Source organism: Lactococcus ileimucosae (genome assembly GCF_943193185.1).
In the GTDB taxonomy this organism is placed as follows: Bacteria; Bacillota; Bacilli; order Lactobacillales; family Streptococcaceae; genus Lactococcus; species Lactococcus ileimucosae.
The window spans coordinates 1-23,783 of record NZ_CALPDE010000023.1 but is presented as its reverse complement, the minus strand read 5'-3'; the positions used below and the strand labels follow the sequence as shown (position 1 = coordinate 23,783).

The window sequence follows — 23,783 nt, the reverse complement described above, 5'->3', positions numbered from 1 at the left end:
GTTTAACGGAAGCGTTTGCATTAAAATGAATATAACATCAAATACAAAAAGATAAAGGAGAAACAATGACAACACTCAAATTAGACAAAGTTTACAAAAAATACCCCAACGCCACCCAATATTCTGTAGAAGATTTTAATCTGGATGTAAAAGATAAAGAATTTATCGTTTTTGTTGGCCCATCAGGATGCGGAAAATCAACAACATTGCGGATGATTGCAGGACTCGAAGATATCACAGAGGGAGAATTTACTATCAATGGAAAGTTGATGAATGATGTTGCGCCAAAAGATCGTGACATTGCTATGGTTTTCCAGAACTATGCGCTTTATCCACATATGACAGTCTTTGACAACATGGCTTTTGGACTTAAACTCCGTAAATATAAAAAGGAGGAAATCAAACAGCGGGTCGAAGAAGCAGCTAAGATTCTTGGTCTGACAGATCTTCTTGATCGTAAACCTGCCGATATGTCTGGGGGACAACGTCAACGTGTAGCCATGGGACGTGCTATTGTCCGTGATGCCAAGGTCTTTCTCATGGATGAACCTCTGTCTAACTTAGATGCAAAACTTCGTGTTTCGATGCGTACAGAAATTGCTAAGCTTCACCGTCGCATCGGTGCAACAACAATCTACGTTACACATGATCAGACAGAAGCGATGACACTTGCTGACCGTATCGTCATCATGAGTGCTTCACCAAATGCAGATAAGTCAGGAACGGTTGGACGTATCGAGCAGGTGGGAACACCTCAGGAACTTTATAATGAACCTGCGACAAAGTTTGTTGCTGGCTTTATCGGCAGCCCAGCTATGAACTTTATAAATTTAAAAGTTGAGGGAGATACGCTAAAAGGAGACGGCATCAGTTTGCTGCTTCCAGAAGGTCAGCACAAGCTTTTGAAGGAAAAAGGCTATTCTTCTAAGGAAGTTATTATGGGTATTCGTCCCGAAGATATTTCAGCCTCAAGTATTGCGGAGCAAGCTTATCCTGGCGCTCAAATAGAGACAGAAGTAACTGTTTCAGAGCTTTTAGGAGCAGAAACAATGCTTTATCTTAAGGCAGGAGATACAGAACTTGTCTCTCGTGTAGAAGCAAGAGATTTCCGTCAGCCTGGTGAAAAAATTACTGTGACACTTAACCTTAACAAAGCGCATTTCTTTGATAAAGAAACAGAAGTGCGTATTGCGGAAGACTAAATAAATTTTATTCACAAGATGTCGAATATATAAGAATGCCCAGAGAGGGGCATTTTTCTTGTCAAGTAAAAAAACGTTTTAGTTCTTGATAGTGCGTATGAAAAATGCTATGATGAGAGCAGTTTGTACGAGGAGAAAGATGAAAAAAATAACTATTAAAGATGTGGCAAAAGCTGCAGGTGTGTCCATTAGTGCGGTTTCTCGTGTCTTTAATGGCTACGAGGATATCAGTGAAGAAACTCAGAAGAAAGTTTTTGCTGCAGCTGAAAAACTAGAGTACACCCCTAATAGTGCTGCGCGGCACTTGTCTACCAAAAAAAATAAAATCATTGCACTTGTTTTGAATGAAATAAATGTGACACGCGGCGTTGCGATGCCTCTCGAAATATTGGGTGGAGTCATTGATAGTGTTGACCAAACCGATTATGAATTCATGTTTATCCCAACAGATCGTAAAAAACAGGAAAAAAAGTCTCTCCTGCAGTTGGCTCGAGAATATGATCTTTCAGGTATTATCATCCAGGGATTGCGTACTTCAGATCCGTATTATGGAGAGTTGTCTGCTTTACCTTTACCCATTGTAGGAATTGATCTTGCCTTGGATGATTTGAATATCGGATCGGTAGCTGTCGATAACTATGGTGCCTCGATTGAGGTGACGGAACGCTTGATTCATGCAGGCTACAAGAAGATTCTTTTTGTCAATGGGTCTAAAGAAGCCGTGGTTTCGCAAACACGTGAAGCGGGGTATCGAAAAGGATTAGGACAGTATAAGCCTCATGTCCTTTATGCCGATTATCAAGAACAAAAAGCTTTTGATTTAATTTATGAATATCCTGATTTGACACAATTTGATGCTATCTATGCAGCCAGTGATTTGATGGCAATCGGGATTATTAAGGCATTAATTCAACGTCAGATGATGGACGAGATTGCTGTCGTTGGCTTTGATGATATCACCTTGGCCTCATATATTACCCCAACTTTAAGTACGGTAAGACAAAATATTAGTGAAATTACAAAGAATGCTGTTTCAGATGTCATTGAACAGATAGAAGAGGGACGAGTGAGAAAGCGATTGGTCCCTTATGAAATTATTGTTAGAGAAAGTGCACAATTCTAGGGAGTGTACTTTTTTTCTTGATTAAAAAGTAAAAAAATTGAGCAGAAGCACTTGACAAATGACAGCGGTTACATTATACTGTAAGTAGCTAAACCGTTTTAGGAGGCAGAAATGAAATTTTTACTCATGATTCAACGGCTTTTAGCCAGTATAATTGATCTCATCATTATCTATTTGCCAGTCTTACTTATAAGCAGTAGTTTATTTCGAAAACTGGGCAGCTTTAATCAACTTATAGCAGCAGTTGTCTTCATCACCTATAACGTATTGGCAGTGACAAGTTTTGAGGGAAAAACTATTGGTAAATATTTTGCAAAGTTGCGTGTACAAGCTCCTTCAAAAAATTTAGCAGATGTCGCACAAAGGGAGGGCATTAAGATTCTATATTTGATGCCTTTAGCTGGTTGGTTCTTTATTGCCGTGAGTCTTGTGACTTACAGCTTAAGAGGTCAATTTTTACATGACTGGCTTGGAAAGGGACAGGTGATCATCAATGGCAGATAACTTATCAACATGGTCCTTAATTTTACCCTTGATCATTACGGTACTTGTAAGCTACGGTATTGCGTGGTATTATCGAGAAAATTATGATCCTAAATACTATTTAAAAGCTTATGCATTTTATACGATTCTATTTTTAATCACAAGTCCGATATGGCACATTCCTTTTATTTTGATTTTGGGTATTTTGCTCTTAGGAGCAGTGGTACTTATTTTCAGGAACCAATATTATTTTGATAAATAATTTTTTAGTTAAAACTAAAACGTTTTAGTAAGGAGAATAATAACAAATGAGCGCAAAAATGATTTATGGAGATTGGACAATTAGCCAAGAGGGTTTTGATGTCCGCTATCTCGGGAAAACGGAAAGTATCATGTGCTTGGGGAATGGTTATGTCGGTTCACGCGCTGCAGAGGAAGAGTCTTATGTCGGTCAAAGCAGAGATACATTCGTTTCAGGAACTTTCAACTATTTTGCTGAAAATGAAGTCACTGAGTTGCCTAATATCCCCGATATTTGGGGCATGGATTTTCAGATTAATGGACAGCCGTTTTCTCTGTTGACAGGAAAAATTGAAGCTTATAAAAAAACACTGGACTTAAAAAGGGGGCTTCTCACGCGAGAAGTAAGTTGGTCTAAAGACGATGTGTCCCTAAAGATGACCTTTAAACGGTTCATTTCGAAAAAACGTCGGCACTTTATGGCTTCACAAGTTCATATCGAAAATCTTGGTTCCCCTGTTTCCATTAGCATCAAAACAGGTATCAATGGTCAAGTCTCGAATGAAGGAAGTCAACATTTTACGGAAGGTGAAAAGGGACTTGTTGAGGGTAAGATTTTACAAATGTGTCCACAAACTACGCACCGTAAACTGGATGTTGTCATCTCAGCTTGTCATGAATTGAAAGGTGTCCCAGCAACAACGCGTCCCGAAATTGGACGACGTAGTTTCTATATGAACTTTGATTTTAAACTCGAAAAGGATAAGCAAGTCCTCTTAGAAAAGCGTGCCTCCATTTATACCAGTATTGATAATGATATCGAAAATCACAGTATCCAAAATATGCGCAATGTGGCTGTAAGTGAGCTTCAGGACTTGGAAAAACAAAGTTTTGAAGAACTGCTCGCTGAATCTGCTCAATCTTGGGCGATGATTTGGAAAAAACATCCTATAAAAATAACCTCTGATCACCCGCGTGACCAACTGGCGATTCGCTTTGCTAAATATCATTTACACAGCATGGTACCTGCACATGATGAGAGGATGAATATTGGAGCAAAAGGTTTATCAGGGCAAGGTTATAAAGGGCATACCTTTTGGGATACAGAAGTCTTCATGTTGCCTTATTTTACTTTTACGCATCCAGAAATTGCCGAGAAGTTGCTGACCTATCGCTATTTAGGATTAGACGGTGCCCATAAAAAGGCTGCTGACAATGGTTACGAAGGCGCTCAATACCCATGGGAAGCCGCTTGGCCTACAGATGGCGAAGTGACACCGGTCTGGGGAGCAGCGGATATTGTAACAGGAAAGGCCATGAAAATTTTATCTGGTTTTATTGAGCAACATATCACCTCGGATGTAGCTTTTGGGGTAAAACAATACCTCGATGTGACAGGAAATCAGGATTTTGCAAATGAAAAAGCCTATGAAATATTGATAGATACAGCTAAATTCTGGGCTTCAAGATTGGAATACGATGCTTCTAATGACCAGTATGTCATTACAAATGTTATGGGACCTGATGAGTATAAGGAAGAAATTGATAATAATGCTTATACGAATTACACGGCACACTGGAACATCACCTATGTTATTGATTTAATAGAACATTTGAAGGCTGAAAAGCCGGAAGTGTATGCAAGATTAGATGAGAAATTTAACTTAGAAGCACTAAAGGCAAATTTGAAGGCAAAGGTTGATAAAATTTTCTTGCCTCAGCCAACAAGTGCTGGTATTATTCCCCAAGATGATACCTATTTGACCAAGCCTGAGCTAGATTTGACCAAGTATAAATTAGCAGATGGTGTTGACGGCCTCTTTCACGACTATAATTTGCAGCAAGTCAATGGCTTCCAAGTGACCAAGCAAGCCGATGTACTGTTGCTCATGTTGCTGTTTGAAGGCTTGTTCGAAAAGGAGTTAAAACTTAAGAACTTTGATTACTATGAACCAAAAACGACACACGATAGTTCACTGTCACTCTCAACGCACGCTATTTTATCTGCGGACTTAGGGAAGCTCGTTCAGTCCTATGACTTTTTTAAGCAAGCGATAAATATTGATATGGGAGAATACATGAAATCTTCTGACCCTGGCATTCATGCAGCATCTTTAGGAGGGATATGGCAAATGGTGGTGTTTGGCTATGGCGGCGTTCGTATAATTGAAGGGAAGCTCCGCATTGAACCTAATTTACCTCGAGCCTGGTCCCGTTTATCATATGGTTTCGACTATCAAGGTCAAGCCATTTCAGTTGAGATTGGAGAGGGTAAAATGGTTCTGAAAAAATCAGAGGGACCCGCTCTGCAATTTATCTACCAAGATCAAATCATGAATCTTGAAAACACATTAACAATTACGCTATAAATTGGGCATTTCTGCCCCTAAAATAAAGGAGTTTTTCAAATGAAAAATTGGAAAAAAGTAACACTTTTCGGCACAGCAGCCTTGGCTGCACTAACCTTGGCAGCTTGTGGTAAGGGAACGTCCTCTGCAGAAGAGGGTAAAAAGCTAACCATTGGGTATTGGAAAGGTTCTGATACCGAAAATGCGACCCTCGATAAAATGATTAAACAATTTGAAGAGGAAAATGATGTGGATGTTATTCCTAAAGTTTATACAGACATCACCACACAATTACCAACAGATTTATCGGGCGGTACAGCACCAGATGCTTTCTATATTGACTCAGCTTTCTTCCCATATTTACAAGAACAAGGTGTTTTGAATGATCTGTCAGATGTCATTAATAAAGATGAGTTCTATCCAACGATTGCAAGTGCTTTTGAAGCAGATGGTAAACCTTATGCCGCAGCAAAAGATGTTTCCACATTGGCGCTTTATATTAATAAAGATATTTTTGCAAAAGCAGGGATTGATCAAGCCAGCATTCCAAAATCCTATGAAGAACTGGTCAAATGGGCGCCTGAAGCTCAGGCTAAAATTGATGCAGCGTACGGTAAAGGTAAAGTCTATCTGATGAACCAGAATGCTGATTTGGCACGCACATGGCCGTTCCAAACAGCACGAGGCACGGCACCAATTACGAAAGATGGAAAGTCTGATTTGGCTAATCCAGATTCGCTAGCAGGTCTTCAAACGATTGTTGACTTGTTTAATGCAGGGGCAGCAGCAACGCCACAACAGGTTGGTGCTGGTGATGAAGGCGCTGGGTTTGCGACAGGGAAATTTGCGATGACCTTGACTGGAAACTGGAATTACAAAGTTTATTTGGATGAATATAAGGATCTGAACTTTGATATTATCCCTAACTTGACGTATCAAGGAAAACCGCGAACTATGCAATTTACTGTTGGATGGGGCGAATATAAAAATACCAAGTCTAAAGAATTGGCGGATAAATGGATTCAGTTTGTGACTGGTAAAGAAGGAATGACAACATGGACAAATGGTGTTGGAACCTTGGCGACTCGTCCAGATATAGCTGAAGGTTCAGCTTTCTTGAAAGAGAATCCGCGCTTGCAAGTTCACCAAGATTCGATTAAATTTGCGACAGCATGGCAGTCAGGGACCAACTTAACAACCGTTCAAAATGCTTTTGGAAACTTTGTACCGACAGCTTTTAAAAAGGGTGCAACTGCAGATGATTTAAAAGCATCAATGGAAAAAGCAGATAAAGAAGCCAACAGTAAAATTAGTCACTAATTAATATTTGGGCAGTCAGTAGAAAATTTGAGAGTATCAGAGTTCTGGTACTTTCATAAGATTTACTGACTGGAGGAAAAACTATGGAAAAACAAAAAACTACCAAGAGCCAGATTTCAGAAATGATTCAAGGCTATGGATTTATCATCCCCTCATTGTTAATCATTTTAGTCTTCTTTGTTTTGGCAATTCTTTTTGCTGTATATTTATCCTTTAATGATGTTAATCTCATCATGCACACTTATGAGTGGAACGGCTTTAGAAATTATCAAAATTTATTTCAAGACAAGCAGCTGCTCCATGCTTTGCAGAATACAGGATTTTTTGCTCTTGTCGTTGTGCCTGTGCAAACCATCATTGCCTTAGTCATTGCTTATATTTTAGCTTCCAAAGGGATCAAAGCTAAGAAAATGTTTCGGCTCATTTATTTCTTACCTACTTTGACTTCAAGCGCCGCCTTGACACTGATTTTCATGTTTGTCTTCAACCTCAATGGGCCGGTTAATGGCTTTCTCGAAAGCATTCACTTGATTGATGGCCCGATTAACTTTATCAACGATACAGACTGGACATTGAAAGTGATTATGGTGATGAATATTTGGTCTACTGTGCCTTACTTTATGACCATCTACCTCGCTTCACTGGTTGATTTACCAGAGGTCATGTACGAAGCTGCTGAAATTGATGGAGCCAATGCTTTCCAAAAATTACGTTATATCACGATTCCTTATCTGCGCCCGATTACGACTTTTGTCTTGCTCACGGGTATTATTGGGACCTTCCAAATGTTTGACCAGGCCTATATCTTTTCTGGAGGTACAGGAGGACCCGAGAATTCAACCTTGACGGTCAGTCTCTTGATTTTCCAATACGCTTTTGGTCAACAAAATCAAATGGGATATGCGGCTGTCATTGCGATTATGCTTGCGATAATCATCTTCGTGGTTTCACGCATTGCTGAAAAATTGAATGGAGGAAATGGGCATGAGAAAAACTAAGAAGCAAAAAGCTCTGAAAATCTTACTTTACACCATCTTGATTATCTATGCTTTCATCACTTTCTACCCATTCATGTGGGCAGTAGCGGCATCATTTAAACCCTTAGCTGAAATTACATCAGGAAATTTATCGCTCTGGTCTGATAATTTCACCTTGGAACAGTACCAATATCTCTTTGACCCTGTTTCAGGCTCTCTCTTCCCACAGTGGTTGATGAATTCCATTATTATTTCTGTTATCGGCACAACGGTGAATCTTTTCTTAAATACAATGGCTGGTTATGCCTTAGCTCGTCTCCAATTTCCCGGACGTCAACGCATTTACTATGGCATTTTAGCGATGATGATGGTCCCAACGCAAGTCCTCTTAATTCCGAACTATTTGATTATTCACAACTTGGGTATGATGGATTCCTTTGCTGCTTTGATCTTACCTATGGCAATCAACATTTCAAATATTTTTATGATGCGCCAATTTTTCTTGAATTTTCCTAAAGATGTTGAAGAAGCCGCACGTATTGATGGCTTGTCACGGGTAGGGACTTTCTTTCGTATTGTTATGCCCTTGGCGAAAACGTCCATTGCAACACAGGGTGTTTTCGTCTTCATGGGCTTTTGGAACAACTTCCTCTCCCCAATGCTTTACTTGAAAACACAGAGTAAATTTACCTTGACTGTAGGTCTTCAAATGTTACAATCTGCCGACCAAGGAGGACAGATGTGGAACCGCGTGATGGCTGCCTCAATTCTCACGATTTTACCCATTATCTTCCTCTACATCATCTTTAACCGTTACTTCTTACAAGGGGTACGTATGGACGGAGAGAAATAAAAACGAGGATGAACAAATAATGAAAAACTTTGAATTACGACTTGAAGATTTAGGCAACACTTCCCCAGAAAATATTGAAACACTCTTCGCACAAGCTAATGGTTTTATGGGGATACGTGCCAGTGAACCCATAGCTACAGAAAAAGCTACGCCTGGTGTATTCGTTAATGGGTTTTATGAAACAGATGAAATCATCTATGGGGAGAATGCCTATGGTTATGCTAAACATCATGAGACAATGATAAAACTGTTTGATTTACGTCGAATCGATATCGAAATAGATGGGGAAGCACTTGAAGTTTTAAAACATCAGGAGCGCTGCCTAGATATGCACACGGGTTTACTCCATGAAAAGTTTGTCTATGAAACAGTTTCAGGGAAACAAATTATGCTGACTTTGGAATCTTTTGCAAGTCACGCAGATCGGCAGGTTTATGCTCAACACTGGACAATATCAGCACTGAATTTTTCTGGTCAGGCTAAGATTACGAAAAAGGCACAATTGATTCAGCCTCAAGCAGAGAAAGTGTTTGATCCACGTGTGCGTGAAGCCAGTACGAAAATGCACCAAGAAGGCAATTGCTATCAAACTTTAAATAGTCAGTTGAAAATATATGTTAAATTTGATGCTTTTGAAGGGACAATTGACTTAAGAGAAGGTCAGGATGTTACGCTGACACAGCTTTACCAAATTTCCAAGGTCAATCATTTTGAGACACACTCCTATGAGGCATTGAAAAAGCAACAAATTGAAATCTTTGATGGCTTTTGGGAGAGTTCCGATATTGAAATTAATGGGGATGATGTGTTGCAAAAAGGCATTCGCGTGAATCTTTTTCACCTGTTCAACTCTGCTGGACGTGATGGAAAGACAAATTTTGGAGCGAAAGGTCTGACAGGTGAGGGATACGAAGGCCATTATTTTTGGGATACAGAAATGTATCTGCTGCCTTTCTTTATTCATACGCAGCCAGAACTGGCTAAGCAACTCTTAGCCTATCGTCTACATATCTTGCCTGTCGCACAAGCGCGAGCAGCAGAGCTTGATTTTAAAGGGGCTTTATATCCTTGGCGGACAATTTCAGGTCAAGAAACGTCAGCCTATTTTCCAGCAGGCACGGGACAAGTTCATATCAATGCAGATATTGCGTATGCTTTTAAACTTTATCATGAAGTTACGGGCGATGACGCCTTTATGGAAACAGCCAAATCAGTTATTTATGAAACCGCCAACTTTTGGTTATCTTACGGTTTCTTTTCAAGCCGAGGTTTTGAAATTCATGAAGTAACTGGACCGGATGAGTATACAGCCTTAGTTAATAATAACTACTATACAAATAAAATGGCCCAACAAAATTTGAAATACGCTGCCGAACTTGCTCAACAATTTGGTGATGAAGATGAGAACAGTCAACTTTGGGCTGAAGCAGCTCAAAAAATGTATTTCGTACCTGTCAATGAAGCTGGTATTACGCCGCAAGATGAATCTTTTCTGGCGAAAGAAGTCTGGAATTTTGAAGCTACGCCTTCAGAAAAGTATCCTCTACTCCTCCACTACCATCCGATGAAAATCTATAAGCATCAAGTTTTGAAACAGGCAGATACTTTACTTGCGCATATGCTTTTTGCCGATGAGACAAAGCGTGAACAAATGGCGCGGGATTTTGATTATTATGAAGCTCTGACAACCCATGACAGCAGCCTGTCTCGTGCGGTTTATGGTGTTGTGGCGAGTCATTTGGGGCGTCATGATTTAGCCTATGATTTCTTTAAAGATGCGGCTACAATGGATCTGACTGACCTGCAAGGTAATGCAGGGCACGGCATTCACGCGGCCAACATGGGCGGCTCTTGGCTAGGTTTAATCTATGGCTTTGCAGGTTTGCATCGCACCTCTGATGGTTTTGCAGTTAAAAATAATCTCCCACAGGCGATAAAAGGGCTTAGATTTAAGATTAAGTTCAAAGGACAAACTAAAATATTTGAAATTGGAGAAATTGCGCATGTTTAAAGCAGTTTTATTTGATCTTGATGGGGTGATTACAGATACTGCAGAATACCATTATCAAGCATGGCGAACTTTAGCGGAGGAACTGGGGATTGAAGGGGTCAATCGCACATTTAATGAGCAACTCAAAGGCATTTCACGTGACGATTCATTGAGAAAAATATTGTCTTTAGCCAATCGCGAAAATGACTTTTCTGCGGCTGAATTTTCTGCACTAACACAACGGAAAAATGACAACTATTTACAGAAGATTCAAAACGTCAGTCCAGCAGATATTTATCCAGGAATTTTAGAGTTACTGCAAGAGTTAAAGGACAACGGTATTAAAATTTCTTTGGCTTCAGCTTCTAAAAATGGTCCGATTCTTTTGGAACGCATGGCTTTAACTTCTTATTTTGATTTTATAGCAAATCCAGAAAAGGTTGCAGCCTCAAAACCAGCACCAGATATTTTTCAAGCAGCAGCGGCGGGAGTGGGTGTTTCCACAGATGAAGCCATTGGAATTGAGGATGCACAAGCAGGTATTTCAGCCATTAAAGCTGCGGGGAGTTTGCCTGTTGGAGTAGGACACAAAGAGGCTCTGGGTTCTGACATTGCTGTAGTTCCTAGGACGGACTTTTTAACGTTAGCCTATTTGACGGAGATTTGGGAGAAAAATAAAATACTTAATTAAAAGTATCACAGACTGTAGACAAAGTTGATTTAGCTTTGTCTCTTTTTATAACCAAAAGTGAGAAAAAAAAGGTAAATAAAGCTTTTGGAGCTATTTTAATACTTCACTGACAGGACAACACTGCTCAAACTGTATTTATTCTTTCAAGCCTTGTTGAACCAAGTTCCACGATTTACGAGCTATTTCCAAAAAAGGTAGACTTCAATTTTATTCATGATTTAGTCGAACCTCGTGGTTACTTGATTAAAAGTATCTTTTTATTTGTATCTTGTCTTCGTTTGTCAAAAGTATTTGACATCCATGAGCAATGGTGACAATGGTTAAAAGTGTTAGAATAGTAGTAGTCAAAAATTTAAGCGTAAGAGCCCTTGGTTTTTCGGGAACTTGTCCACATCAGGAACAAATGACACCGTTTCTGCTGATGAGAAATCAAATAAATGCTTTTACATAAGGACTTTTATTATGAAAAAAACTATGGATGGGAACATGGCAGCAGCCCACGTGGCGTATGCCTTCTCTGAGATTGCAATGGTTTATCCCATTACCCCAAGTTCACCAATGGCAGATTATACAGATGCTTGGTCGATATCAGGACGAAAAAATATTTGGGGACAAACGGTAAAATTAAGTGAGATGCAGTCAGAGGCAGGAGCTGCTGGAGCTCTGCATGGTGCGATAAAGGCAGGAGCTTTGGCAACGACATTTACGTCTTCTCAAGGACTTTTGCTCATGTTGCCCAATATGTACAAAATGGCGGGAGAACTCCTTCCAGGAGTTATTCATGTCGCCGCGCGTGCTGTAGCTACTGGAGCTCTTAATATTTCGGGAGATCACTCGGATGTCATGGCCGCACGTTCGACAGGATTTGTTATGCTGGCAGCCTCTAGCGTTCAGGAAGTGATGGATTTATCAGCTGTGTCACACTTGACAAGCATTGAGGCCTCTCTGCCTTTCCTGAACTTTTTTGATGGCTTCCGCACCTCTCACGAAATACAAAAAATTGACGTGCTAAGCTACGAAGATTTAGCAAAATTGATAAATCAAGAGAAGCTTGCAGCCTTTCGTAGTCGTGCAATGAATCCCGATCATCCGACTGTTTCAGGAACCAACCAGAATGCGGATATCTATTTCCAGCAACGTGAAACAGTTAATCCTTACTATGATGAACTTCCGTTTCTTGTCCAAAAGTATATGAAGGAAATCAACACGTTGCGCGGGACAGATTATGATTTGGTTGACTACTATGGAGTGCCGGATGCAGAAGAAGTTATCGTAAGTATGGGCTCTGTTGCAGGTACAATTAAGCAAACAGTTGACTATCTCAATGCTCAAGGGAGAAAAGTCGGTTTCCTTAACATACACCTTTACCGTCCATTTCCTTCAGAAAACTTCTTAGAAAAATTGCCCCAAACAGTAGATTCAATCGCCGTGCTTGACCGTACTAAAGAAGCGGGAAGTAACGCTGAACCTCTTCTGCTGGATGTTAAGGATGTGCTTTTTGATTATGATATCGCAGTAAGTGGCGGACGATATGGGATTGGTGGGAAAGATACACGGCCCGAGCATATTTTAGCTGTTTTTGAACATTTGCGAAATAAAAAAGTCAACAAGAGCTTCACCATTGGTATAGAGGACGATGTGACAAAGCTTTCTTTACCTATTCAAGAGTGTCTTGATCTTACCTCACCAGCTACCTATCAGGCAAAATTTTGGGGATTTGGCTCAGACGGTACTGTAGGAGCAAACAAGGCTGCAATCAAGATTATCGGAGACAACACAGATAAATACGTCCAAGGGGCGTTTGAATACGATTCAAAAAAATCCGGCGGACTTACAGTAAGTCATTTGCGCTTTGGTGATAGTCCGATTCAGTCAGAGTATATGATTTCTCATCCTGACTTTGTTGCATGCCATAATACAACATACGTCCGCCAATATGACTTGCTAAAAGGCTTACGAAAAGGTGGTATTTTCCTTCTCAATACAAGCTGGACAGATGAGCAACTTGACCGTAATTTGCCAAGCAAGTTAAAACGCTATATTGCAGAAAATGACATTCAGTTTTACAGCATTGATGCGGCAAAGATTGCTCAACTGACAGGACTAGGGCGACGTATCAATACAATCATGCAGGTTGCTTTCTTTAAACTTGCAGAGATAATGCCTTTTGATAAGGTTTATGAAATTCTTAAACAAGACGCAGAAAAATATGCGCGAAAATCACCTGAAGTCGTAGCGCAAAATCTACAAGCGATGGAAGAAGCCTTGACGCATCTCCACAGGGTAAAAGTACCAGAAACTTGGCGCTCAATCGAAGCGGAAGAAGCAAAGGCAGTTCAAGCAGAAACAGCGCGTAAGCGATACGTTTTTAATTTCCTAGATAAGGTCAATGCCTTTGAGGGAGAGCAGCTGACTGTACAAGATGTAGCTACTAACGTCACTGCTGGAAGCAGCCCCCTAGGAATTTCGGCCTTTGAAAAACGTGGGATAGCTCTAGAAGTCCCTGAATGGAATGGAGAGGCTTGCATCCAATGTAATGAGTGTTCCTTTGTTTGTCCACATGCAGCTATTCGTCCTTTCCTTGCAGATGAAGACGAATGGAATGTAGCTCCGGAAGGCTTCCAGGTTATGGATTATCGGGGGAAAGATGGTCTCAAGTATCGGATTCAGGTTTCAATCGAAGACTGTACCGGTTGTGGGCTTTGTGTGGAAGCTTGTCCTAAAAAGGGCGAAGCACTTAAGATGGTATCTTATGAGAGTCAAAAAAAGCAAGCTATAAACTGGGCTTTTGGAATGACACTCAAGCAAAAGGAAAATCCGGCGCGTCCCGGTACGGTCGCAGCTACGCAGTTTAATCAACCGCTCTTTGAATTCTCAGGGGCTTGTTCCGGTTGTGGTGAAACACCTTATATTAAGCTTTTAACCCAGATGTTTGGCGATCGCATGATGATTTCCAACGCCACAGGATGTTCATCAATTTACGGTGGAACACAAGCTACACCCTACACAACTAATAATGAGGGACAAGGTCCAGCTTGGTCCAACTCGCTTTTTGAAGACAATGCGGAGTATGGTTATGGCATGTGGTTTGCCAGTCAAACCCGGCGTCAAAAACTTGCTGAGACTGTAAAGGCTGGCTTGCCAGAAATGTCTGAAGACTTAGCATCTTTAGCTAAAGATTGGCTCATGCACTTGGATGATTCTGAAGGAACACGGGCCCGTGCTGAAAAGTTCAAGGCCTTATTAAAAGAGGAAAAAGAAAAATCAGGAATCCTGCAAGAAATTTATAAAGAGAAAGACCAGTTTGTTAAGCCTACACAATGGATATTTGGTGGTGATGGTTGGGCCTATGATATTGGTTTTGGTGGGTTAGATCACGTCATTGCAAGTGGCGCAGATGTGAATATCCTGGTCATGGATAATGAAGTTTATGCTAATACTGGGGGCCAAGTTTCTAAAGGTACGCCAGCCAGCGCCATCGCACAGTTTGCTTCTGGTGGGAAAGTTGCCGCTAAGAAGGATCTAGGCTTCATGGCTATGACTTATGGTAATGTCTACGTTGCTCAAATAGCCAGTGGTGCCAATATGATGCAAACCATAAAGGCTTTTGATGAGGCAGAAAAACATAAAGGGCCTTCACTGATTATTGCCTATACACCTTGCATCGCCCATGGCAATTATGAAGGGATGAATAAAGTTCTTGATGAGGCAAAAGCGGCAGTAAATAGCGGTTACTGGCAACTTTATCGCTATAATCCTGCACTTGAGGAAGCAGGAAAAAATCCACTTACTTTGGACTTCAAACGCCCAGACTTTACAAAAGTAAGGGAAGTTCTCATGAAACAATCGCGTTTTGCAAACCTCATGAAAGTCAATGCAGATCAGGCAGAACTGCTCTATGCAAAAGCAACAAGTGATGCAAGGAAAAAATTCCTACGGTATGCACGTGTATCAGGAGACTATGATAAATTTATAGCACGTGAAAGTAAGAGTTCTGGTATGAAAGTTGAGAGAGACGTACCGGAAAAAAGAGAACGTAAAGCACGTCCCGTGAATCATGAACGTGAAGCAAGACGTGCAGCAAGAAAGGCAGCACGCCAAGCAAAAGAGTCAAAATAAAAGGAAGAACAGCGAGAGTATGGCGCGCTGTTTTTTCGTGAGGTGTTGAAAGCGAGAGAGGCTCTGTTTCTCCACGTATAGAATGGTGGGCATTAATTGGTTTGAAAAAGCTTAAGTTTCCTAATATATCAGATAAGAGTCGCTTTTCTGCTTTTTTTGTTATAATAGAAAAGAATAATTCAGTAAGGAGGGTAGTATGTGAGTGATTTTAGTCAAATCTTTAATCTTGATTTTTGGCAAAAAATACTAGAACTCAATCAGTCACCTTTACGTGTCATCATTTCGATTATTGACATCGCCATTGTTAGCTTTTTTCTTTATTTAGCTATGCGCTTTGTCCAAGGAACGAAGTTGGTTAGTCTGGTACGTGGTGTTATCATTTTTGTGCTTATAAGAATAGTCGCAGGTCTGATAGGACTGACTACGCTGGAGTGGCTACTGAATCAAGTGATTACTTACGGAGCTATTGCTGGTGTTATTATCTTCCAGCCAGAAATTCGTAGAGCTCTGGAAGGCTTGGGACGTACACCCAATCGTCTGTCTGCTGGTCGTGCTAAGTCAATAAACAGTTACATTGATGCCTATGAAAAATCTTTTTCCTATATGTCTGAACGTAAGATTGGTGCACTCATTGCCATTGAGCGGACACAAACTTTGAGTGAGTATGCTTCGACAGGAATCAGGTTGGATGCGGATATCTCCAGCGAACTGATTATCAATATCTTTATTCCTAATACGCCTTTACATGATGGAGCTGTCATCATTCAAGACGACAAAATTGCTGTAACCAGCGCCTATCTCCCCCTCACTGAAAAAATGGGTATTTCAAAAGAATTTGGTACACGCCACCGAGCAGCGATTGGTCTTTCAGAGGCTTCAGATGCTCTGGTGCTCGTAGTGTCAGAGGAAACGGGAGGCATATCAATCGCCTACAATGGTGAATTGTATGCAGATATTTCAAAAGAAGTATTCCATGAAAAACTCACTGCTATTTTAGGACCAGAAGAAACAGGAGGCAAAAAATAATGAAAAATAATTTTTTCGCTTCAAAGCTTTTTACGATATTAGCATCAATTTTCTTTGCAGTCATTTTGTTCTTTAATGCGAGTTCAGTTGCCTTGCGAAATCAAGGAAATTCAACTACTGGAGAGGTTTATGCGACAACAATTTCCAATGTTCCCATTGAACTTAAGTATAATACGGACGAATACTTTGCGAGTGGTTACAATAATACAGCAAATGTCTATTTGACCAGTTATAATCGCGTGCAAATTAATACGGAAGAAAATCCAGATTCACGTAATTTCTATCTTGTGGTGGATTTATCCAATGCCAGAGAAGGAACAGTCACAATGCCTGTTCGGATTCAACAGCTTCCCAATGGGATAAATGCACAGATTGAGCCTACGACCTTGACGGTTCGCTTAGAGAAAAAAGCCAGTGCGGAGTTTAACGTTACACCTGTAATTGAGGAAGCTCAACTGCCAGAAGGTTTTAAAGTTAACGATATAAACCTGAGTCAAGAAAAAGTCAAAGTAACAGCGGGAGAGACCAGCATTAAGCAAATTCATGCTATTCAGGCGGCTTTGCCAAGTGATGCTTACCTGAACGATGATTATTCTGGTACCGTGACATTGCATGCTGTCGATGCTGATGGTAAATTACTTCCTGCACAAATCAGTCCTGCCACAGTTCAGATGAAAGTAAGTGTAGAGAAGCCTTCAAAAACAGTTCCTGTTCATGTGAAAAAAACAGGGAATCTGGATCAGAGTCTTTCAGATATAAAAACGTCACTTTCGCATAAAACAGTGACTATTTCAGGAGAACAAAGTGCTCTGGATAAAGTGGATAGCGTAGATGCGACAGTAAATATATCTGGCGTTACGCAGAAAGAAACAGTGAACGTCGATATCCAAGCGGCTGGAGTAAGTGTTAAACCGAGTCAAGTAGAAGTAACATTGACTCCGGTAAAAAAATAGTTGAGTGAAAAGGAAAGAAAAATAAAATGGGTAAATATTTTGGAACAGATGGTGTTCGTGGAGAAGCAAATGTGGAATTGACGCCGGAGCTGGCTTTTAAGCTTGGGCGATTTGGAGGCTATGTTCTTAGTCAGCACGAAGTTGGAACACCTAAGGTATATGTTGCGCGTGATCCACGTATCTCTGGGCAAATGCTTTCAACAAGTCTAATATCTGGGCTTTTATCTGTAGGGATTGAAGTCTATGACTTAGGCGTTATTGCCACACCAGGTGTTGCCTATTTAGTCCGTAAAGAAGAGGCCTCTGCAGGAGTAATGATTTCTGCGAGTCATAACCCAGCTTTGGACAATGGGATTAAATTCTTTGGGTCGGATGGTTTTAAACTTGATGATGACAAAGAGTTAGAAATTGAAGCGCTAATTGATGCGGAAGAAGACAAGTTGCCTCGACCGTCCGCTGAAGGGCTTGGTGTTTTGCATGACTACAATGAAGCTGTTCGTAAATATCAGGCATTTCTGAAAGCAACAGCTGAGGGTGATTTTGAGGGCTACAAAGTTGTGTTGGATACAGCCAACGGTGCTGCATATACATCGGCTCGTGCCGTTTTTGCGGACTTAAATGCGGAATTAACAGTGATTGGTGAAAATCCAAATGGTCTCAACATTAATGATGGTGTTGGCTCCACTCATCCAGAAAAAACAGCAGACACAGTGCTGGAAACGGGGAGTGATATTGGCCTTGCTTTTGACGGAGATGCAGATCGCCTCATCGCAGTTGATGAAAAAGGCCAAGTTGTAGATGGCGATAAAATCATGTTTATTGTTGGAAAGTACTTGCTTGAGCGAGGAAGATTGACAAAAGATACCGTTGTAACAACCGTAATGTCTAACCTTGGTTTTCATCTGGCGCTTGAAGAATCTGGGATGAACTCTGTTGTGACTGCTGTAGGTGACCGCTATGTTGTCGAAGAAATGCGTAAAAACAATTACAATTTTGGAGGAGAGCAGTCAGGTCATATGGTCTTCTTGGATTATAATACAACAGGAGATGGGCAACTTTCAGCCATTCAACTCTTAAAGGTAATGCGTGAAACAGGGAAAAAGTTATCAGAATTAGCCGCAGAAGTAGCTATCTATCCACAAAAATTGGTAAATGTCCGTGTGGCAAATAATGCTGCCAAGGAAGGGGCAATGGATATCCCAGCCATTCGCGAAGTGATTGCAAGTATGGAAGAAAAAATGAATGGTAAAGGCCGTATCTTAGTGCGCCCAAGTGGGACAGAACCTCTTCTTCGCGTTATGGCAGAAGCTCCAACCGATGAAGAAGTGAATGAGGTTGTTGACACGATTGTTGATGTCGTGAAAGAAGAAATTGGTGTAAAACTATAACGTGATGATTTCACTGTATTTGAAGTTGAACTGTTTATCGTGTAGAGATTCCTAGAGGGTCTCTTTTTTTATAAACTGCGGTATGATTTTAAATTCTTTCACGCGAGAGGATAAACCACTGGGGTTTTATTAAGTGCCCCAGTCTTACTATTGACTAAATTACTTAGTGTGACTCGTGAAGTTAAATGTGTTACAATTAAGATAAATGAAATAATAAGATGATATTTTAAGCGTAAATATTGATGAACCATAACAAAACGTAAAAGAGGAAAAACAATGTTTGGTAGCAGCCGCAGAGAGAAAGTGCACGTTGAAGACAGTAAGCTTTATGCTCCTATGGAAGGCGAAGTTTTTGAATTAACAAAAGTTTCCGAAGATATTTTTGCACAAAAACTAATGGGTGAGGGCTATGCTATTGAACCTATAACCACAAGTGCGACAGCGAAAATATACAGTCCTGTAAGTGGCAGAGTGACTATTAGTCAGGGGCATGCTGTGGGTTTGCGCCGAACAGACGGTCTTGATATTTTCCTACATATTGGGATTGATACTGTGAGTTTGAATGGTGAACCTTTTGACATAAATTTGAAAATCGGTGATTTTGTCAAAGGGGGCGAAAAAATTGGGAGTGTGAAGTGGTCCAAGATACAAGCTGCTAAACTCCCCTTGACGACCACTGTCTTAATTACAAACACGACTAAAGCTTTGGAAGATTTAAGTATGAACTATGGTTTTGCATACGGAGCAGAAGTTGTGGGAGAGGCTAAGGCTAAACAGCTTTAAAGATTTCGGTAGGGGTACTCCTTGTTTGAGAGAAAAAGAAGAGCTTCAAAGAAAGATGAAGGATGTAGACGATACATGAGATATGCAAAGGACTTGAGTGTCCCTTGCATTTTTTGATGTTGTAAGATTACTGAACACGCTTTTCTCATCAAACACTCATTTCATTTGACCTTTTTTTTTTTTTTATACTATAGACTCAGAAAGTAAACGTAACATTAGAAATGTATATGTAATGAAAAACCAAAAGTAAATGTTACGCCAAAGGAGGAGTTTATGACACCAGAAAAGAAAAACCAGCGGCGGCTGCGCAATCTCGCATTCCTGTCGCTCTTGTTACTCGCAGTAGGCGGCACCTTCGCCTTCCAAGCCTTCAACCAACGGGCCATCAATGACCGGCTGAATGACGTTCAAGTCAATGTTGGTGGCCGCGTCCACGACTACTACAATCGAGACACCGAAAACAAGGACGTCTTCGTGGAAAACTACGGGGAGCGGCCAATCATGGCCCGGATACGCCTGTCCGAGTTCCTCGAAACCCGACAAACGGGTGAGACAGACTTCACACCCTTAGTTTCTGGCAGTCAGCGCGATCAACTTGACAGCTGGACCACATGGATTCCCAGCCCAGACGATATTAACGTCCGCGCAAATATTGGGAACTCTAATGCCTTCAACCGCTATTCACGCCTGACCTTTGGTTGGAGTCGCCAAGGAGAGTACGCCCCATGGTATATGCCCACCTTCAACCATGATAACCTGGACCTGATGACAGCTGCCGCAGGTCATGCCCGGGACTATATTGCAGGTGGAGGTGCGACAGATGCGGTCACAGACGGTGCCACTCATCCTGGGGCTGGCACCGATGCTTACTGGTCTGAAAATGACGACTACGAGAATGGCAGTCAAGGAACAACCTGGCCGGGTATCATAGCTACTCATACTGCAGCCCAGAACTTGCAAGAGCAACGCGCACCGATGACTATTGAGCAGTGGAACAGTCTGCAAGATTATCAAAAAATCGGAGACTTCTGGGTTATCGACCATGAAACAGGTTGGGCCTATTGGGCGTCCCTACTAGAGCCCGGTCAAGCGACCTCCTACTTACTTGATGCCGCAGAAATGCTGGCTGCCATTGAAGATACTGTCTTTAACGGTTCTTACTACTACGGTATTCATGTGGACAGCGAACTAATCAGTCCGGGTGAAGAGTTTACAGATGAAGCAGGTGCTTCGGGTAACTTGGCTGACTTTCTCACAGGTATCAGAAACAACGCGATGGACGGCGAGGGCTCTAATCCCCGTGCTGATGTAGACTCTCCACCATCAGCTTTTAACTTTGATGCTATGCTCCCTGGCCGTGCCTTCACTATGGAAGGGGAGCAGTACCGTTACTTAGAAGATATGGCTAATGGCAATCACATGATTATTCGCAATGAAGCAATTCGTAATGTTTCTTGGGAAGAGCAGAATGATGAGCTGGTTTCTTGGTACGCGGGACTTGATGATGAGGTGAAGGCTATGGTTCGTCCTGTCAATCTTCCTGCACCAGGGAGTGTCCCTGATGTAGCGGCTGGAGCTGTTCAGTGGAATCCAGACTATGGGCCCCGCTTCCTGCCCTCCAACTTTAATGAAGCAGCCTTAGGTGCAGTAGTTAATGATGTGACGACTATTGCGAGCTCTGGTTCAGGTCGTGCCTTTGCCCTTTCTTTAGCTGATGTGGTGCGACTGTCAGGCTCAGGACGAGGTTTTCAGAATCATGCAGGACGTGTGGGCGCTAGAAGCAGTTTTTGGTGGTTACGTACCCCTGGAATATCAGGAGATGCTTGGAACGTACGTCAACGGCAAATTGGACAACTGTTCACTTCCCCTGTTACGGATTTCCCTGACACAGGAGGCGTTCGCCCTGCTTTAATCATCAACCAATAACATTAACAGCAAAACCACTCTTTTCGTCATAGAAAAAGAGTGGTTTTTATGGTGTATCAATTTTGGGGATAATCGTGGCTGGTTTAAAGAAAACTTTCAAAAAGAAAAAATGTCAGGGAGGACTGATTATTTTACTGCAGAGAACCCGTCGCTGAAATCAACACGGTCAGTAATTTTGTGTTTTGTACATTTTTTTAAAATTAGTCTGTGATGGTTTTTTTGTTTGATTTTAAAATCCTGGGACTTATTGACAATACAGAAATAGAGTGATAAAATAAAAATATGATACAAGGAACAATCTAAAAGAGCTGTTTTTAGAAAGGTACAGATATGACAAAACGTCTTTAGTGTCAATGGGGAATTTAGCTTCTATAGTTATTCTCATTGTTCCAAGTATTGAGGGAGATGTTATAGAGATAAGTGCGATTAAATCTTACGAAGCTGACCATAGCAAAGCGGTGTAAGAAGAAAGATAAATTAGAAGGTGAGGGGACGTAATTGAGAGAGTACAAAATTAAGGGAACGAATTATAAAATGCGTTACAATGATTTTTCTGGCGAATTGGCACCTATTATTTTTATACATGGATTAGGATGTGCAGGTTCTTTTGATTATGTGGAAGTCGCCTCTATGCTAGAATCTAAACACCGAATAATTCTAATCGATTTATTGGGTGCAGGATATAGTGACAAGCCACTCTCTTTTAAATATACAGTTGCTTCACATGCCAAATATTTACAAGAATTTATTGAGGACCTTAACTTGGAAGAAATCATCGTATTTGGCCACAGTTTAGGTGGGGCTATAGCGATAGAATTGTGTAATTTGTTGAAAGACAGAGTACAAACACTAATACTTAGCGAAGCTAATTTAGATCCAAGCCGTCCAGATTCAGCAAGTTTTGAAATTGCTAATTTAAATGAAAATGACTTGGATAATACTTTTGAAAGGAAGCTCACAGAGTATGAAAAATCAGGAAATACAATGTGGGTAGCTACTTTAAGAAATTGGTTACCAAAAGCTGCTTTTGAAATTTCTACTAATGCAGTTAGCGGCGGAAGAACATCATGGAGAGAGCTTTTATACAAATTTGAATTTCCGAAATATTTTATTTTTGGAGAGAAATCGTTACCTGATGTGGATGTTGAAAAACTAAAAGAACACGATGTGGAAGTTAAAGTTGTTCCCAACGCTGGTCACTCAATGGCTTGGGAAAACCCTAATGATTTTGCCCAAGTTATAAAAAGCTGTTTATAATATTCTAGTTTATATAATTAAATAGTTTTGAAGGAGAGACACTTGCTTTTGCAAGTCTCTTTTTTATGTCATTCTCTTACAAATGAGGGGCAAGAGTATTACCCAGTATCATGAGCTTATCAATCAAAGTACTGCTATAGGCAATGTTGAAATTTCCAGTAAATGAGAAGGGAACCAATATTAATTTAAGTTAAGGAAATGAGAGAAGAACAAGGTCTATACCCGTGTTTAGACTTAATATAACTTATAAAATAAAAGATTGCTGGGCTCTAGTTTGTTTAGCAATTTTTTTACTTTGTATGTTTTTTAAGAGTTAGTCTATGATAAGCTTTGTATTTGATTTTGAAATTTTTAAATTTATTGACAGTATAGAAAATAGAATGATAAAATAAGAGTGTGATAAAAAGAACAATCTTTTTGTTGTAATGTAATCTTCTATTTTGGAGAGGTATAGATATGAAAAAGAATGCCTTAGTGTCAATGGGTATTTTGCTTGCTGCAATTCTTCTTATTATTCTAAGTATTGGAGGGAAATTTTATATGGATCAGAAACAGTTTCATAATGAAATGGTGAACGTGGTGAAGAGTGATGAAGCTAAAAAGGAGATAGAGCGAGGACTGAAGAATTTAGATCCAAAGGCTTTAACACCAGAAGGGGTAATTAAATCGTATGAGATTGATTATGGAACTATCGAGCACAATCCTATGGGGGGGATTATGTTTGATGTGATTGTAAATAATGATGATAAACTTAGGGTCTATAATATATTAGACAAAGATACATCTACTGGAAATTTGGAAAATGCTGGTGGTGGAAATACATCTGCCTTAGAGGAGTTGCTAACAGATAAGGAGAAATAAATTGGCATATTCAGATAAAGAGCGACTTGATGTAGCTAAAATGGAATATCGTTCTTATAAGAAAGGTGATCCTGTAAAAATAAATAATAACAGCAAAACTATTGGCTATGTCTCCGAAGTCATAAACAACCAAAAAACAGGCGAACAAACCTATATCATTACAGACGGTAACCCTAAAACTCAAAAACCAGAAGATGTTAAAAACGTAACTTTTCTTAACCAAGGTTCTACAGGTATTGATAA

Annotated in this window: 18 protein-coding genes and 2 pseudogenes; all 20 read left to right on the top strand. The window is 40.5% G+C overall.

Annotated elements, in window-relative coordinates; all coding sequences use genetic code 11:
* Nucleotides 1–65 precede the first annotated feature (65 nt).
* On the top strand, nt 66–1,202 hold the full coding sequence (locus tag NFR51_RS09175) for an ABC transporter ATP-binding protein (protein WP_251713388.1): 1,137 nt from the start codon (nt 66–68) through the stop codon (nt 1,200–1,202).
* 139 nt (nt 1,203–1,341) lie between these two features.
* Nucleotides 1,342–2,325: a LacI family DNA-binding transcriptional regulator gene (locus NFR51_RS09170; RefSeq protein ID WP_251713387.1), complete on the top strand. Its 984-nt coding sequence runs from the start codon at nt 1,342–1,344 to the stop codon at nt 2,323–2,325.
* Between the two features lie 111 nt (nt 2,326–2,436).
* Nucleotides 2,437–2,829 carry an RDD family protein gene (locus NFR51_RS09165; protein ID WP_251713386.1) on the top strand — a complete coding sequence of 131 codons (393 nt, stop codon included), beginning with the start codon at nt 2,437–2,439 and terminating at the stop codon, nt 2,827–2,829.
* Entirely contained in the window at nt 2,819–3,070 is a 252-nt protein-coding gene (locus NFR51_RS09160) for a hypothetical protein (protein ID WP_251713385.1), read from the top strand. Before NFR51_RS09165 ends, NFR51_RS09160 begins: the two co-directional genes overlap by 11 nt.
* A gap of 46 nt (nt 3,071–3,116) precedes the next feature.
* Complete coding sequence (locus tag NFR51_RS09155; RefSeq protein ID WP_251713384.1) at nt 3,117–5,417, top strand: glycoside hydrolase family 65 protein; 2,301 nt, start codon at nt 3,117–3,119, stop codon at nt 5,415–5,417.
* Between the two features lie 39 nt (nt 5,418–5,456).
* Nucleotides 5,457–6,716 (top strand): ABC transporter substrate-binding protein, encoded by a 1,260-nt coding sequence (locus NFR51_RS09150; protein WP_251713383.1) that lies wholly within the window; start codon nt 5,457–5,459, stop codon nt 6,714–6,716.
* An 83-nt stretch (nt 6,717–6,799) separates the two neighbouring features.
* A complete protein-coding gene (locus NFR51_RS09145) occupies nt 6,800–7,714 on the top strand; it encodes a carbohydrate ABC transporter permease (protein ID WP_251713382.1) in 915 nt (304 codons plus the stop codon).
* Complete coding sequence (locus tag NFR51_RS09140) at nt 7,701–8,546, top strand: carbohydrate ABC transporter permease (RefSeq protein ID WP_251713381.1); 846 nt, start codon at nt 7,701–7,703, stop codon at nt 8,544–8,546. The genes NFR51_RS09145 and NFR51_RS09140 overlap by 14 nt, the downstream gene beginning before the upstream one ends.
* Before the next feature lie 19 nt (nt 8,547–8,565).
* Nucleotides 8,566–10,557 carry a glycoside hydrolase family 65 protein gene (locus NFR51_RS09135; RefSeq protein ID WP_251713380.1) on the top strand — a complete coding sequence of 664 codons (1,992 nt, stop codon included), beginning with the start codon at nt 8,566–8,568 and terminating at the stop codon, nt 10,555–10,557.
* Nucleotides 10,550–11,227: a beta-phosphoglucomutase gene (gene pgmB, locus NFR51_RS09130; protein ID WP_251713379.1), complete on the top strand. Its 678-nt coding sequence runs from the start codon at nt 10,550–10,552 to the stop codon at nt 11,225–11,227. Before NFR51_RS09135 ends, pgmB begins: the two co-directional genes overlap by 8 nt.
* A gap of 462 nt (nt 11,228–11,689) precedes the next feature.
* Nucleotides 11,690–15,346: a pyruvate:ferredoxin (flavodoxin) oxidoreductase gene (nifJ, locus tag NFR51_RS09125; protein WP_251713378.1), complete on the top strand. Its 3,657-nt coding sequence runs from the start codon at nt 11,690–11,692 to the stop codon at nt 15,344–15,346.
* A 198-nt stretch (nt 15,347–15,544) separates the two neighbouring features.
* Nucleotides 15,545–16,372 carry a diadenylate cyclase CdaA gene (cdaA, locus tag NFR51_RS09120; RefSeq protein WP_202230150.1) on the top strand — a complete coding sequence of 276 codons (828 nt, stop codon included), beginning with the start codon at nt 15,545–15,547 and terminating at the stop codon, nt 16,370–16,372.
* On the top strand, nt 16,372–17,325 hold the full coding sequence (locus tag NFR51_RS09115; RefSeq protein WP_251713377.1) for a CdaR family protein: 954 nt from the start codon (nt 16,372–16,374) through the stop codon (nt 17,323–17,325). Before cdaA ends, NFR51_RS09115 begins: the two co-directional genes overlap by 1 nt.
* Nucleotides 17,326–17,351: 26 nt before the next feature.
* The gene (gene glmM, locus NFR51_RS09110; RefSeq protein ID WP_251713376.1) at nt 17,352–18,713 is read left to right on the top strand and encodes a phosphoglucosamine mutase; all 1,362 of its coding nucleotides are present in this window, start codon (nt 17,352–17,354) and stop codon (nt 18,711–18,713) included.
* Nucleotides 18,714–18,989: 276 nt separating this feature from the next.
* Nucleotides 18,990–19,496 (top strand): PTS sugar transporter subunit IIA, encoded by a 507-nt coding sequence (locus NFR51_RS09105; protein ID WP_251713375.1) that lies wholly within the window; start codon nt 18,990–18,992, stop codon nt 19,494–19,496.
* 273 nt (nt 19,497–19,769) lie between these two features.
* Nucleotides 19,770–21,422 (top strand): hypothetical protein, encoded by a 1,653-nt coding sequence (locus NFR51_RS09100; RefSeq protein WP_251713374.1) that lies wholly within the window; start codon nt 19,770–19,772, stop codon nt 21,420–21,422.
* A 64-nt stretch (nt 21,423–21,486) separates the two neighbouring features.
* Nucleotides 21,487–21,564, top strand: a pseudogene (locus NFR51_RS11075) (dTDP-4-dehydrorhamnose 3,5-epimerase family protein); the annotation flags it as partial.
* A gap of 356 nt (nt 21,565–21,920) precedes the next feature.
* Nucleotides 21,921–22,679 (top strand): alpha/beta fold hydrolase, encoded by a 759-nt coding sequence (locus tag NFR51_RS09095; protein WP_251713373.1) that lies wholly within the window; start codon nt 21,921–21,923, stop codon nt 22,677–22,679.
* A 456-nt stretch (nt 22,680–23,135) separates the two neighbouring features.
* A complete protein-coding gene (locus NFR51_RS09090) occupies nt 23,136–23,540 on the top strand; it encodes a DUF1310 family protein (RefSeq protein WP_251713372.1) in 405 nt (134 codons plus the stop codon).
* A 1-nt stretch (nt 23,541) separates the two neighbouring features.
* Nucleotides 23,542–23,783, top strand: a pseudogene (locus NFR51_RS09085) (hypothetical protein); the annotation flags it as partial.